Source organism: Stenotrophomonas nitritireducens, from assembly GCF_001700965.1.
Taxonomy (GTDB): Bacteria; Pseudomonadota; Gammaproteobacteria; order Xanthomonadales; family Xanthomonadaceae; genus Stenotrophomonas; species Stenotrophomonas nitritireducens_A.
The window spans coordinates 3,985,078-3,999,131 of the sequence record NZ_CP016756.1 but is presented as its reverse complement, the minus strand read 5'-3'; the positions used below and the strand labels follow the sequence as shown (position 1 = coordinate 3,999,131).

9 protein-coding genes and 1 pseudogene are annotated in these 14,054 nt (G+C 64.4%); all 10 read right to left on the bottom strand.

What is annotated here, in order from left to right; translation table 11 throughout:
- Window positions 1–13 precede the first annotated feature (13 nt).
- Window positions 14–1,036 carry a tetraacyldisaccharide 4'-kinase gene (lpxK, locus tag BCV67_RS17010; RefSeq protein ID WP_062168116.1) on the bottom strand — a complete coding sequence of 341 codons (1,023 nt, stop codon included), beginning with the start codon at window positions 1,034–1,036 and terminating at the stop codon, window positions 14–16.
- Window positions 1,036–2,781, bottom strand: a complete 1,746-nt coding sequence (msbA, locus tag BCV67_RS17005) for a lipid A export permease/ATP-binding protein MsbA (protein WP_062168122.1) — start codon at window positions 2,779–2,781, stop codon at window positions 1,036–1,038. Before msbA ends, lpxK begins: the two co-directional genes overlap by 1 nt.
- Entirely contained in the window at window positions 2,778–3,200 is a 423-nt protein-coding gene (locus BCV67_RS17000; protein WP_062168124.1) for an ExbD/TolR family protein, read from the bottom strand. Before BCV67_RS17000 ends, msbA begins: the two co-directional genes overlap by 4 nt.
- A 4-nt stretch (window positions 3,201–3,204) precedes the next feature.
- Window positions 3,205–3,867, bottom strand: coding sequence for a MotA/TolQ/ExbB proton channel family protein (locus BCV67_RS16995; RefSeq protein WP_062168125.1), 663 nt, complete (start codon window positions 3,865–3,867; stop codon window positions 3,205–3,207).
- Window positions 3,761–6,275, bottom strand: a pseudogene (locus BCV67_RS16990) (DNA internalization-related competence protein ComEC/Rec2). The gene BCV67_RS16995 and the pseudogene BCV67_RS16990 overlap by 107 nt, the downstream one beginning before the upstream one ends.
- Before the next feature lie 795 nt (window positions 6,276–7,070).
- Window positions 7,071–9,179 carry a polyribonucleotide nucleotidyltransferase gene (gene pnp / locus BCV67_RS16980; protein WP_062168126.1) on the bottom strand — a complete coding sequence of 703 codons (2,109 nt, stop codon included), beginning with the start codon at window positions 9,177–9,179 and terminating at the stop codon, window positions 7,071–7,073.
- Between the two features lie 146 nt (window positions 9,180–9,325).
- Complete coding sequence (rpsO, locus tag BCV67_RS16975; RefSeq protein WP_057626688.1) at window positions 9,326–9,586, bottom strand: 30S ribosomal protein S15; 261 nt, start codon at window positions 9,584–9,586, stop codon at window positions 9,326–9,328.
- Between the two features lie 182 nt (window positions 9,587–9,768).
- Window positions 9,769–10,680 (bottom strand): tRNA pseudouridine(55) synthase TruB, encoded by a 912-nt coding sequence (gene truB / locus BCV67_RS16970; protein ID WP_062171599.1) that lies wholly within the window; start codon window positions 10,678–10,680, stop codon window positions 9,769–9,771.
- A gap of 114 nt (window positions 10,681–10,794) precedes the next feature.
- A complete protein-coding gene (gene rbfA / locus BCV67_RS16965; protein WP_062168128.1) occupies window positions 10,795–11,184 on the bottom strand; it encodes a 30S ribosome-binding factor RbfA in 390 nt (129 codons plus the stop codon).
- Window positions 11,185–11,348: 164 nt separating this feature from the next.
- The gene (gene infB / locus BCV67_RS16960; protein WP_062168130.1) at window positions 11,349–13,988 is read right to left on the bottom strand and encodes a translation initiation factor IF-2; all 2,640 of its coding nucleotides are present in this window, start codon (window positions 13,986–13,988) and stop codon (window positions 11,349–11,351) included.
- Window positions 13,989–14,054 lie beyond the last annotated feature (66 nt).

Below are 14,054 nucleotides of genomic sequence, written 5' to 3'. Positions count from 1 at the left end.
CGGCCCACCCGTATCAGGCGCGGGCCAGCTTACCCAGACGATCCAGCAAGGCGATGCAGAATGCCGCCGGCAACTCGGCCTGCAACGGCACCGCGTAATGCCACGCCGTGGCAAAGGCCTGGCATTTGACGGCGTCCTTTTCGGTCATCAACACCGGCAGTTCGCTGCCGAACGACAGGTCCTGCGGCGTATAGCGGTGATGGTCGGCAAAGGCATGCGGCACCACACCGATATCGCGGCTGCGCAGCATCTGGAAAAACCGCTGCGGGTTGGCGATACCGGCCACTGCATGTACCCGCAGCCCCGCGAACGCCTTCAACGGTTTGTCGCGACCGCCCTTCAAGGGCCGCGCCGCCTCGATCGACAAGCGCATGGCCCACTCGCCAAAGCCGCATTCCGCCACCTGATCCGGCGCATCGCTGGCCTGGCCCAGGTTGACCACACGGAAGTCGCAATGTGCAGCCCGCGCCACCGGCTCACGCAGCGGCCCGGCCGGCAACAGCCGCCCGTTGCCATAGCGACGCACCGCATCGATCACTTCGATTTCGATATCACGCGCCAGCCGGTAATGCTGCAGGCCGTCGTCACAGACCACCACGTCGCAACCAGCCTCCAGCAGCGCCTTGGCCGCCGCGACCCGGTCCTTGTCCACCCGTACCGGCACCCCGGTTTTCCAGGCGATAAGCACCGGCTCGTCGCCGCCCAGACGCACATCCATATCGGCGGTGACCCAACGCGCGGTATCGGCCTCATCACGGCCATAGCCACGGCTGGCCACACCCGGCTTCCAGCCAGCTTCGCGCAGGCGGTTGACCAGCGCGATGGTCAACGGCGTCTTGCCGGTGCCACCGGCGGTGATGTTGCCCACCACGATGACCGGCAGCGGCACCTGCCGGGCACGCAGCCAGCCGCGCCGGTAGAGGTTGCGGCGCAGGCCGGAAAGCGCGCCATACAGCGGTGCCAGCAGCCGTGCGAACAACGGCACCGGCGCGTCGCCATACCAGTAGGCCGGCGTTTGCGGTCCTTGCTTGGCCATCAGTCCTGCCTGTCGCGGAACTGCATGCTATGCAGGTGTTCGTACAAGCCGCCCATTGCCAGCAACTCGGCGTGGGTGCCACGTTCAACGATACGGCCCTGGTCCATCACCAGCACCTGGTCCGCATGCTCGATGGTGGACAGACGATGGGCGATGACAAGGGTGGTGCGGTCGGGCATCAGCTTCTGCAGCGCGTCCTGTACCAGCCGCTCGGATTCGTTGTCCAGAGCGGCGGTGGCTTCGTCCAGGATCAGGATGGGCGCATCTTTCAGCATTGCGCGCGCAATGGCCAGACGTTGCCGCTGGCCGCCGGACAGACGGCTGCCCTTCGCTCCCACTGGTGCATCCACGCCCTGCGGCAGCTGCTCGACGAACTCGCTGGCGTTTGCGCCCTCGATGGCGTGCTGCAACTCCGCCTCGCTGCGCTCCTGCAACTCGCCATAGGCCACGTTCTCGGCGATGCTGCCGTTAAACAAGGTGACCTGCTGGCCAACCAGGGCGATCTGCCGACGAAGGTCGGCCAGCCGGTAGGCCTGCAGGGGGTGACCATCGAGCAGGATTTCCCCGGCCTCGATCTCATAGAAGCGCGGAATCAGCTTGATCAGGGTGGATTTGCCGCTGCCCGAACGGCCCACAATCGCGGTCACTGTTCCAGGGCGGGCAACGAAACTGATGTCCTGCAGCGCCGGCTTGTCCTGCCCCGCGTAGCGGGCGGTGACGTGGCGGAACTCAAGCAGGCCAGTGGCGCGCTGCAACGGCAGACTGCCCACGTCAGCCTCATCTTCGGCATCAAGAACATGGAACAGGCGCTGCGCCGAGGCGATGCCGCGCTGGGTCATGTTCTGCACGTTGGTGAGCTGCTTGAGCGCGGGAATGATGGTCAGCATCGCCATCAGTAGCGAGACGAAGTCACCCACGGTCAAGCGACCGGCTGCAGCCTCATGGCCCGCAATGAACAGCAACGCGGCCAGCCCGATGGCACCGATCAACTGCACCATGCCGGAGGAAATACTGCGAGTGCCTTCCACCTTCATCGCCAAGCGAAGATTGTTGTTGGCCAGCGCCGAATAGCGGCCCATTTCACTGGGCTGTGCACCGTAAATTTTTACTTCCTGATGGCTGGACAGCGCCTGATCTGCTGCCTGCAGGAGCTCTGCCCCGCTCTCCTGGATACGATGGCTGATGCGACGGTAGCGCTTTGCCACCTTGTTCATCACCCACGCCAACGGTGGTGCCAGCACGAAGATGGCCAGTGTCACCTGCCAGCTGTAATAGAACATCATTATCAGCGAGCCAAGCGCCTGCAGCGATTGCTGCAATACCACCTTCATTGCATCAATCGCAGCCTGCGCCACCTGATCGCTGTCAGAGCCAAGCCGAACCAACATCGACGGCACCGGCTCGCCATCGAAGCGCTGACCGGGCAGGCGCAGATATTTGCCAAGCACGCGTACGCGGAAATCACGGGCGATGCTGCGTGCAGCCTTACCCATGCCCATGTCAGTCAGGTAGCCCGCAGCGCCACGGACCAGAAACAATCCAATGACGGCCAGCGGCATCCAGGGATTGATGTCCTCCGGATTCACCAGGTTGTTGGTGATCGGGCTCATCAACGCCAAAAAGCCCATGCCTGCGCCCGCTTCGACCAGCATACCCACACCGGCGATCAACAACAGCGGCCTATAGGGCTTGGCAAAGCCCAGCAAGCGTTTGTAGACCTTCCAGGCCGACGCGTTGTCGTTCATTGCTTTGCTTCCGGTGCGGTAGCAATGGCAATACGACGAAAGCCGAGCTGGCCCAGTGCATCCTGCGCGGTCACCACGGCCTGGTATGGCGTACGCGCATCGGCGCGCAGCAGCACCGTCTGTTCGCGATCAGCACCGGCCAGCTGCGCGACAATCTGCTTCAGCGATTCGATGTCGGTGCGCAACACTTCCTGATCATTGACGAAGTAACGGCCATCGGCATTGACGAGCACGCTCAACGAACTCTGCGGCGCGGAGGTTTTCTGGTCGCTGGCGGTGGGCAGTTGCACCTGCAGCGTCGAGCGCGCATCGAAGGTGGTGGTGACCACGAAGAAAATGATCAGCACCAGGATCACGTCGATCAACGGCACCAGATCGATATGCGGCTCATCCTGCGTGCGATTGCTGGCAATACGCATGGGCTCAGGCCTTTTCAGTCGCCGCCGGGCGCGGCGCCGCAGCCTTGCTGGCGGCCATCACCGCGGGCCGGCCATCAAGTGCATCCAGCAGCGCGGCTGCTTCCTGTTCCATCTCGATCACGTAGCCATCAATCAGGCCACGGAAATAGCGATGGAACATCAAGGCCGGAATCGCGACCATCATGCCGGTCGCGGTACACACCAGCGCCTTGCCGATGCCGCCGGCCAACTGGCCCACATCGCCGACGCCGTGGTCAAGAATGCCCAGGAACATCTGGATCATGCCGACCACCGTACCCAGCAGGCCCAGCAACGGGCCAGCCGAGGCGATGGTGCCCAGCGCGTTGAGGAAGCGGCCCATCCGGTGCACCAGATGGCGCCCGGTATCTTCAATGCGTTCGCGGATCTGGTCGCGCGGACGGTTGCGTGCCTCGAGTGCGGCGGCCAGCAACGCGCCCAGCGGCGAGTTGGCACGCAGGGAATCGATGTGGGTGGCGTCCAGCTTGCCGCGTGCGGCCCAGTTGCGGACTTCCTGCCCCAGACCCGGCGGCAGCACCTCGTTACGCCGCAGGCTCCAGAAACGCTCCAGAACGATGGCCAATGCCAGCACGCCCAACAGCAGCAACGGCACCATCGGCCATCCGCCGGCTTTGACCAATTCCCACACGTTTCAACCCTCCGGCGCCGTGGCCGCGTTTTCGATGTCAGATAGGATAGCAGCCGCCCGCGCCCGCTCAGCGGCATCCCACAGTCTTGAACGCCAGATTCTGCGCTCCCGTACCTGTAGCCCCGCCTCACCGAACCAGACCTGCAGCGCACCACTGCCGGCCGTGGTCAGCACCTCGGCACCATTGCGCTGCCATCGACGAACCACGTCATGTCGCGGATGACCGAAACGGTTGCCATGCCCGCTGGAGATCAAGGCTAGGCGCGCGGCGGTTGCTGCCACAAAAGCGGGGCTGGAAGAACCGCCGCTGCCATGGTGCGCCACCAGCACGACTTCGGCGCGCAGCATTGCCGGTGCTTGCTTGAGCAGGCGTTGCTCGATCACCTCACCGATATCTCCGGTCAACAGGGCCGTGCCGTAGGCTCCCTGAACCCGTAGCACGCAACTGGACTCGTTGCCCAGATAGGGGAAGCCGGGCGTGGGATGCAGAAACTCGAAGCGCACTCCGTCCCAGTGCCATACCTGCCCCGCCTCACAGGCAGCCCCCGTCGGCTGTGGCAATACCAAGCCGGGCGGTGCCGAGATACTGTGCGACGGCACCACCGCCTGCACTGCGGCCACGCCACCAGCGTGGTCGTGATCACCATGGCTGACCACCACCTTGTCCAGCTGCCACACGCCCAAGGCCCGCAACGCCGGCACCACCACCCGCTCCCCGGCATCGAAGCCGTCGGCCACCGCAGGCCCTGCATCGAACAACAAGGCGTGATGACCGGTGCGCACCACCACCGCCAAGCCCTGGCCCACATCCAAGGCGATCAGCTCAAACTCACCGGCATTCGCCCTGTCACGCCATGGCATACACAGCGGCAGCCATAGCAGCATCGCCAGGTATTTGCCCGGCAGGCCCGCAGGCAGCAGCAACCAGATCGCTGCCGCCAAGGCCAAGGGCAGCGCGAACCAGGCCGGTTCGGGCAACCACCACAGCGAGTAGCGGCCATCACCCAACACCTGGAACAGCGGCCAGCTCAGATCGAAGCACCACGCCGATGCACGCCAGGCAAAACCGCCCGCGCCACTGCAAGCGGCCTCCAGCGCTGTCCCGATCAACGCCAACGGCACAACCACCAGGCTCCACCACGGGATCGCCAGCAGATTGGCCAGCGGACCAATCGCCGAGGCCTGGCCGAACAGCAGCACCGTCAGCGGCAGCAGACCCAGGGTCGCCACCCGCTGCGCCGAAAGAAAACTACGCAGCCAATGCCCGCGTTCGGGCAGGCACCACAACAGCCACGCCACGCCGGCGAAACTGAGCCAGAACCCGGCCGTCAACACCGACAACGGTGCCATACACAGCACCGCCAGCGCGGCCAGCGCGAGCGCCGCAGCCACGTCCACCGGCCGGCGACCGAGCCGCGCCATCACCACCACCGCCACCATCAAGACCGTTCGCACCGTGGGCAGGCCAAAACCGGCCACCGCGGCGTACAGCGTGGCACCGGCCAGCGCACCGATGGCCACCGCCTGTGGCCGCGGGCAGTAGCGCCCACACCACGGCAACAGCCGCCAGACGCCGGCCACCAGCCATGCGGCAAACAGCGCGACCATGCCGACGTGGAAACCGGAGATGGCAATCAGATGGGTCAGCCCCGTAGCGCGCAGCACCTGCCAGTCAGTCTCCCCCAGCGCACGCGTGTCACCCAGCGCCAACGCCTGCACGTAGCGGGAAGATCCGGCAGGCACCTGCGCCTTGATCCGCGCTGCCATCTGCTCGCGCCAGGCACCAAGGCCCGTAGCTGACGACAAGCGCTGCGGCATTGGCGACTGCCGCACGATGGCACTGGCGGACACGCCCTGCGCCAAGGCATGGCGCTCGGCGTCAAAGCCGCCGGGATTGACCAGCCCGCGCGGTGCGCGCAGGCGCAGACCGAGCCGCCAACGCTCGCCAGCCCGTACGTGGATGCGTGGACCAGGTTCGGTTGCGCCGAAGTCGTCGTACCAGGACACCTGCACGGTGCGCCCTCGCAGTTCTGCCGATTGGGCTGGATCATTGTCTAACCGCAACTGGAAACGGGTGCGTCGGGTTTCATGCTGCGGAAGGCTGGTCACGACGCCAATCACGGAAGCTTCCTGCCCCTCCCAGCCAAGCGGAAGCTGTTGATCCAGGCTCCAGCCCGCGTGCAGGCACGCCCCATTCCGGCCAGCAACGCACCCAGCCAGCGCCAACGCGGGCTGGCCAGCCACAGAAACATGCCCACCACCAACACCATCCAGCGCAGGCCGGCCGGCGGCAGACCAGGCGCGAGGATTGCCATGCAGATCCCGGCCAGAAAACAGATGGCGACGGCCTTTCCTGCGAAGGCCACCGGTGCATGACCCGGCCCCACGCCCCCGCCTGACCGAGCCATATGCACCTCCGTTTACCCCGTGGAAATGCTGGCAGGCATGGCCTGGAATTCCATCGGCAGAAACCGGCGGTGGAAGATCAGGGTTGTCGGTTGCTGGACGTCGTCGAGTTGCGGCGGTTTTTGCCGAAAACCCGCTTGCGGGAATCTGTTTGCAGGAATCTGTTTGTGGGAGCGGCGTCAGCCGCGAGGCTGGTGGTCGATCAGATTGCAGAAGTGGCAGGTACTTCTGCGCTGCTGGTTTCGCGGCTGACGCCGCTCCTACAAAGCGCTGCGGGTTTGCTTGGACCGCCTCTGCCGAGCATGGCTCGGCACTGCATGCGCTGGGGCTTGCCGGGAACATGCTTGTGGGAGCGGCGTCAGCCGCGAAGCTGGTGGCCGATCAGATTGCAGGGATTTCGGGCGCTTCGATTCCACTGGCTTCGCGGCTTACGCCGCTCCCACAAACGGTCGAAGGTTTGCTTGGATGGCTCCTGCCGAGCATGGCTCGGCACTACCGCGGTGTTGGGGTTTGCGGGGAATGCTCTTGTGGGAGCGGCGTCAGCCGCGAAGCTGGTGGCCGATCAGATTGCAGGGATTTGGGGCGTTTCGATTCCACTGGCTTCGCGGCTTACGCCGCTCCTACAAACGCGGCTGCGGGTTTGCTTGGATGGCCTGTGCCGAGCATGGCTCGGTACTACATGTGCACGCTGCCTCGCTTGTGCGCTACGCATTGGTTGGCAGGCTCCGCCGTTTTTCAGGCAAAAGAAAAGCGGGCACCAGGCCCGCTTTTCTTCTCAGCGATACAACACCGCAGCCTTATTCGGCCGGGGTGCCCTCGCCTTCTTCCACGGCCTTCATCGACAGGCGGATACGGCCCTGCTTGTCGACTTCCAGCACCTTGACCTTGACCACATCGCCTTCCTTCAGCACGTCGCCGACCTTCTCGACGCGGTCGCTGGAGATCTGCGATACGTGGACCAGACCGTCCTTGCCCGGCAGGATGGTGACGAACGCACCGAAGTCCATGATCTTGGCGACCTTCCCTTCGTAGATGCGGCCCGGCTCGACGTCCGAGGTGATCTGCTCGATGCGGGCTTTGGCGGCCTGGGCAGCGGCGTTGTTCACCGAAGCGATGGTGATGGTGCCATCGTCCTGGATGTCGATCTGGGTGCCGGTTTCCTTGGTGATGGCCTGGATGGTCGAGCCACCCTTGCCGATCACTTCGCGGATCTTGTCCGGGTGGATCTTGATCGTCAGCAGACGCGGCGCGTAATCCGACAGTTCGGCGCGCGGCGAGGTCAGGCCATGGGCCATTTCGCCCAGGATGTGCAGACGGCCAGCCTTGGCCTGCTGCAGTGCCTGCTTCATGATCTCTTCGGTGATGCCTTCGATCTTGATATCCATCTGCAGGGCGGAGATGCCCTCGGCGGTACCAGCGACCTTGAAGTCCATGTCGCCCAGGTGATCTTCGTCACCCAGGATGTCGGACAGGACGACGAAGCGCTCGCCTTCCTTGACCAGACCCATGGCGATACCTGCCACCGGCGACTTGACCGGCACGCCGGCGTCCATCAGGGCCAGCGAGGAACCGCAGACCGAAGCCATCGACGAGGAGCCGTTGGATTCAGTGATTTCCGACACAACGCGAATCGTGTACGGGAAGGCTTCCAGCGACGGCATCACAGCCAGCACACCGCGCTTGGCCAGACGGCCGTGGCCGATTTCACGACGCTTCGGCGCACCGAAACGACCGCACTCACCGACCGAGTAGGGCGGGAAGTTGTAATGGAACAGGAAGTTTTCCTTGTACTCACCGGCAACGGCGTCAATGATCTGGCCGTCGCGTGCGGTGCCCAGCGTGATCGTCACGATGGCCTGGGTCTCGCCGCGGGTGAACAGGGCCGAGCCGTGGGTACGCGGCAGCACGCTGGTCTTGACCGCGATCGGGCGGACGGTGTCCAGGGCGCGGCCGTCGATGCGGACCTTGGTGTCCAGCACCGAGTTGCGCATGGTGCTGTATTCCAGCTCGCCGAATTCCTTCGATACTTCAGCCGGGTTCCAGCCTTCAGCGGCAACGCGGCCAGCCAGGGCTTCCACCACGTCCTTCTTGATCGCCGAGATGGCGTCGCGACGCTGCAGCTTGTCACGCACCTGGAAGGCTTCGCCGAGCTTGCTGCCGACGGCTTCCTGCAGGGCGCTGATCAGCACGTTGTTCTTGGCCGGGGCAACCCAGTCGCTCGGCTTGGTGCCGGCTTCAACGGTCAGTTCGTTGATCGCGTTGATGACCTTCTGCATTTCGCGGTGACCGAAGGTCACGGCGCCCAGCATCACGTCTTCGGACAGCAGCGCGGCTTCGGATTCCACCATCAGCACGGCATTGGCGGTACCCGCGACCACCAGCTCCAGCTGCGATTCCTTCAGCTCCGACACGGTCGGGTTGAGGATGTACTGGCCGTCCTTGTAACCGACCTTGGCAGCGCCGATCGGGCCCTTGAACGGGGTGCCGGCCAGCGACAGTGCAGCCGAGGCACCGATCAGGGCAGCGATGTCGCCGTCCACTTCCGGGTTCAGCGACATCACCGTGGCGATGATCTGCACTTCGTTCTTGTAGTCTTCCGGGAACAGCGGGCGGATCGGGCGATCGATCAGACGCGAAATCAGCGTCTCCTTCTCGGTCGCACGGCCTTCACGCTTGAAGAAGCCACCCGGGATACGGCCACCGGCGTAGAACTTTTCCTGGTAATCAACAGTCAGCGGGAAGAAGTCCTGCCCTTCGCGCGCGCTCTTGGCGGCGACGGCAGTGACCAGCAACACGGTGTCATCCATCTTGACGATGACAGCGCCGCCGGCCTGGCGGGCGACTTCGCCGGTTTCAAGCGTGACGGTGTGTTTGCCGTACTGGAAGGTTTTGGTGATTTTTGCCACGGGGGATCCTTGAAATGCTTTCTTCGATTGGTCCGGTGCCAACCCATGTCGGCAGCGGCTGGCCGGGCGGTTCCGGCCGGTCTACTACGATTTTGAAGCGCTTAAAACAAAGCCGCGGCGCATCGCTGCGCCGCGGCGGATATCGATTAGCGGCGCAGGCCGAGCTTTTCGATCAATGCTTTGTAACGTGCGACATCCTTGTTCTTCAGGTAGTCGAGCAGGCTACGGCGGCGGTTGACCATCTGCAGCAGACCACGGCGGCTGTGGTGATCCTTCTTGTGTTCCTTGAAGTGGCCGGTCAGCAGTTCAATGCGAGCGGTCAGCAGGGCGACCTGCACTTCCGGGGAACCGGTGTCGGCAGCGCCGCGCTTGTTTTCTTCAATGACTTTCTGGGTGTCGATCGACATGATTTTCTCTTCAGATGCGGGGCCGGCAGGAACGTCTCTGGACGCACCACTCAGCTCGCCGATTAATAGGCTGCCCACCGGAGGCGGGCAGTTGCCCTTTATAGGGCCGCAAAATTGTAACGGTCACAACCATCCGGGACAAGGTGAACGTGACCGCGAAGGTACGGTCCGCCCCTGCCCGTTCAGAGATTGAAGATGCGTTGCGGGCCCAATCGCCCGCCTTCTTCAACCTGGCCCAGGCCCAGCGGCTGGCCATGTTCACCATGAACCACCACCAGGCCGACCGGCCAGGCCGGGTCACGCAACCGCTGGCCAAGGCAGAACCGCGCCGCCTGCGCAGCATCCAGGTCGACCCGGGCAAACTGGGTCAAGCCCTGCTCGATCGGCAGCAACCAGCCCATCAGCGTCGCCTCGTCACCGGATTCGGCCACCGCGCGCAGCGCATCCAGGCCAATCATCTTCGGCGCCATGAACGGTTCAACCCACAGCCGGCGCAGCGCGGTGACATGCGCGCCACAGCCCAGCAGCTCGCCCAGGTCACGGGCGATGCTGCGGATGTAGGTGCCCGAACCGCAGGTTACGCGCAGCGACAGACGCGCGTCTTCACGCACCAGCACCTCGATCGACTGCACCAGCACCTCGCGCTCGGGCGCCTCGATGGCCTCGCCGCGGCGCGCCTTGGCGTACAGCGGCTCACCGCCCTGCTTCAGGGCCGAATAGATCGGCGCACGTTGCCGGATAGTGCCAGTCAGGCTGGCCAAGGCCGCCTGCAGCTGTTCATCACTGAACGCCGGCACCGGCCGCTCGCGCAGCACAACGCCGTCGGCATCGTCGGTATCGGTGGTGCTGCCCAGCCGGATTTCGGCGTCGTAGGCCTTGGCCGAGCCCAGCAACAGGCCGGCGATCTTGGTGGCTTCACCGAAGCACAGCGGCAGCAGGCCTGTGGCCAGCGGGTCCAGGCTGCCGGTATGCCCACCCTTTTCGGCGCGGAACAGACGACGCGCAACCTGCAAGGCCGTGTTGGAGCTCATGCCAGCCGGCTTGTCGAGCAGAACGATGCCGTCCAGACGGCGGAATTGGATTCGAGGACGCATGCAACACCATGGGCGAGCCGGCGCACCTTCGGCGCGGCGGCGGGAAAACAGGGAAAGCACCTGCGCCATCGTGCGCAGGCCAGACATGACAACAGCCCTTTCGGGCTGTTGCGATCAGGCTTTGTCGGCGTCCTTGTCGGCGTCGGACTCGGGTTCCGGCGGCGGCACCAGGTCGCGCAGCAGATTGTCGATACGCTCACCACGGTCGACCGAATCGTCGTAGTGGAAATGCAGTTCCGGCACGTGCCGCAGCTTCATTGCCTTGGCCAGCGACATGCGCAGCTCAACGGCCAATTCACGCAGCCCCTTCATGGCCTCGGCCGAACGTTCCGGCATCAACGCGGTCACGTAGATCTTGGCGTGGGCCATGTCGCGGGTGACTTCCACGTCCGACACGCTGACCGAGGGCAGCCCGAATTCACGCACGGCGGCATGCACCAGCGTGCCCAGATCACGGCGGATCTGTGCGGAAACACGGTCGGTACGATGGAAAGTCTTAGGCATCAGGCAAGTATCAACATTAAGGAGTGAATATCAATGAAACCGGAAGGGAACCGTTCGCAGGGCCGAATGCACGGCCACAACTCCCGGTTCCCCAACCCCGCCAGCGGAGGGGCGTCCGCCGGGACGCGCTTCAGCGCACCCTGACCAACACCCGCTGCCAGCAGTTACAGCGTGCGCGGCACTTCGATACGCTCGAAGCACTCGATCTGGTCGCCCGGCTTGATGTCGTTGTAAGCCTTCACGCCGATACCGCACTCGGTACCGTTGCGAACTTCCTCGACGTTCTCCTTGAAGCGACGCAGCGATTCCAGCTCGCCTTCGAACACCACCACGCTGTCGCGCAGCACGCGGATCGGCTTGTTCCGCTTCACCACGCCTTCGATGACCATGCAGCCTGCAACCGCACCGAACTTCGAGCTGCGGAACACGTCGCGGACCTGGGCGATACCGATGATCTCTTCGCGGATTTCCACGCCGAGCAGACCGGAAGCCACCTGCTTCACCTGGTCGATCACGTCATAGATGATCGAGAAGTAACGCAGGTCAACGCCGTTGGATTCAATGATGCGGCGGGCCGAAGCATCCGCACGCACGTTGAAGCCGATGACGGTGGCCTTGGAGGCCACGGCCGAGTTGGCGTCGGACTCGGTGATGCCGCCCACGCCGGAGTGGATCACGTTGATGCGGATGTCGTCGTTGGACAGCGCGACCAGCGCCTGGCTCAGTGCCTGCACCGAACCCTGCACATCGGCCTTGATCAGCAGGTTCAGCACCTGCTGGCCTTCGCCCTTGCCCAGCTGCGCCATGATGTCTTCCATGCGGCTGCCCGCAGTGGCGACCAGACGCGACTCACGACGCTTGGTTTCACGCGTCTGCGCGACGTCCTTGGCCAGGCGCTCGTCTTCCACCACGACGAAGTCGTCGCCGGCTTCCGGCACGCCGGACAGACCCAGTACCTGCACCGGAATCGACGGACCCGCTTCAGCCACCTGGCTGCCGGTTTCGTCGAACAGCGCACGCACGCGACCGTACTGGATGCCGCACACCAGGTAGTCGCCCTTCTTCAGGACGCCCTGCTGCACCAGCACCGTCGCGACCGGGCCACGGCCCTTGTCCAGCGAGGATTCGATGACCACGCCGCTGGCGCGGCCTTCGGCCACGGCCTTGAGCTCGAGCACTTCGGCCTGCAGAGAAATCGCATCCAGCAGGTCGTCGATGCCCAGGCCGGTCTTGGCCGAGATCTCCACCATCTGCACGTCACCACCGAAGTCTTCGGCAACAACCTGCTCGGCGAGCAGTTCGTTCTTGACGCGCATCGGGTCGGCCGAGGCCTTGTCGATCTTGTTGATGGCGACCACGATCGGCGCATTGGCAGCACGGGCGTGCTGGATGGCTTCCTTGGTCTGCGGCATCACGCCATCGTCGGCGGCAACCACCACCACTACGATATCTGTCAGCTGCGCACCGCGGGCACGCATCGAGGTGAACGCGGCGTGGCCCGGGGTGTCGAGGAAGCTGATCACGCCCTTCGGCGTGGTCACGTGGTAAGCACCGATGTGCTGGGTGATGCCGCCGGCTTCGCCATTGGCAACCTTGGTGCGGCGGATGTAATCCAGCAGCGAGGTCTTGCCGTGGTCGACGTGACCCATGATGGTCACCACCGGCGCACGCGGCACGGCCACGCGCTCGTCACCATCGCTGATGGCCAGCAGTGCGTCTTCGGCATCGTTGGCATTGGCGCGCACAACCTTGTGGCCGAGCTCTTCGACAACCAGTGCGGCGGTGTCGTGATCGATGGACTGGGTGATGGTGGCCATCACGCCCATCTTGAACAGCGCCTTGACCACCTCGCCGCCCTTCAGGGCAAGCTTCTGGGCCAGATCGGCCACGGTGATGGTGTCACCGACGGCGACTTCACGCACCACCGGTGCGGTCGGACGTTCGAAGGCATGGCTGCCGCCACCGCTGCGCGATGCGTCATTGCCACGACGGCCCTGCGGTGCACGTGCACCCGGACGACCGCGCGAATTATTGTTGTTGCTGTTGCCACGACGGGCACGATCAGACGCCGACAGGTGCAGCTGGCCACCGAAACGGTTGCCATCACCACCTTCGTTGCGCTTGCCGGGCTTGGCGTTGGCATTGGTGTTGTTGTTGCCGCGATCCTCGCGCACCGGTGCGCGTGCCGGGGCAGCAGCTGCCGGGGCGTGACGCGCGGTACGGGCCGGAGCTTCGGCTTCCACAGCGGCCGGTGCCGGCTTTGCAGCAGCAGCCTTGGCGGCCTCTTCAGCGGCCAGCTTCTCGGCTTCGACGCGGGCGCGCTCGGCCTCTTCAGCGGCCTTCTTAGCTGCGATGTTCTCGTCGCGGGCGCGGTCCTTCTCGGCCAGCATGCGCTGCTCGTCGAGATTGCGCTGACGCGATTCCTCGAGCTTGCGCAGGATATCGGCGCGCTCTTCGTCCGGCGTCATCGCAGGCTTGCCACCTTCCGGCTTGGTGTAGGTGCGCTTCTGGCGCACTTCCACATTGACGGTGGTCTTGCTACGGCCAGCACTGACGGTCACTTCCTGATGCTTGCGGCGGTTCAGGGTGATCTTCTTCGATGCGGCATCAGCCTCTTCGACCGGCTGCTCTTCCTTGCCGTGCGAACGGCGGAGGAAGCCAAGCAGCTTCACTTTCTCGGTACTGGTCACGACCTGGTCGGGACCGCTGAACTTCATCCCGGCCTGGGACAGCTGTTCAAGCAGTTTCTCGACCGGCGTGTTGACCAGTTCGGCGAGCTTGCGGATGGTGGTTTGCTGCGACATTCGGATCCTATGATCTTGTTTGCGCCCCCTCGTCACGAACGAAGGCAGCGCGGAGTCTACGCCCTG

Bases quoted from the DNA above. Each gene is read 5' to 3' on its own strand.
- lpxK (WP_062168116.1), bottom strand. From the start codon at position 1,036: ATGGCCAAGCAAGGACCGCAAACGCCGGCCTACTGGTATGGCGACGCG.
- rpsO (WP_057626688.1), bottom strand. From the start codon at position 9,586: ATGTCGATCGACACCCAGAAAGTCATTGAAGAAAACAAGCGCGGCGCT.
- msbA (WP_062168122.1), bottom strand. From the start codon at position 2,781: ATGAACGACAACGCGTCGGCCTGGAAGGTCTACAAACGCTTGCTGGGC.
- truB (WP_062171599.1), bottom strand. From the start codon at position 10,680: ATGCGTCCTCGAATCCAATTCCGCCGTCTGGACGGCATCGTTCTGCTC.
- infB (WP_062168130.1), bottom strand. From the start codon at position 13,988: ATGTCGCAGCAAACCACCATCCGCAAGCTCGCCGAACTGGTCAACACG.
- BCV67_RS17000 (WP_062168124.1), bottom strand. From the start codon at position 3,200: ATGCGTATTGCCAGCAATCGCACGCAGGATGAGCCGCATATCGATCTG.
- rbfA (WP_062168128.1), bottom strand. From the start codon at position 11,184: ATGCCTAAGACTTTCCATCGTACCGACCGTGTTTCCGCACAGATCCGC.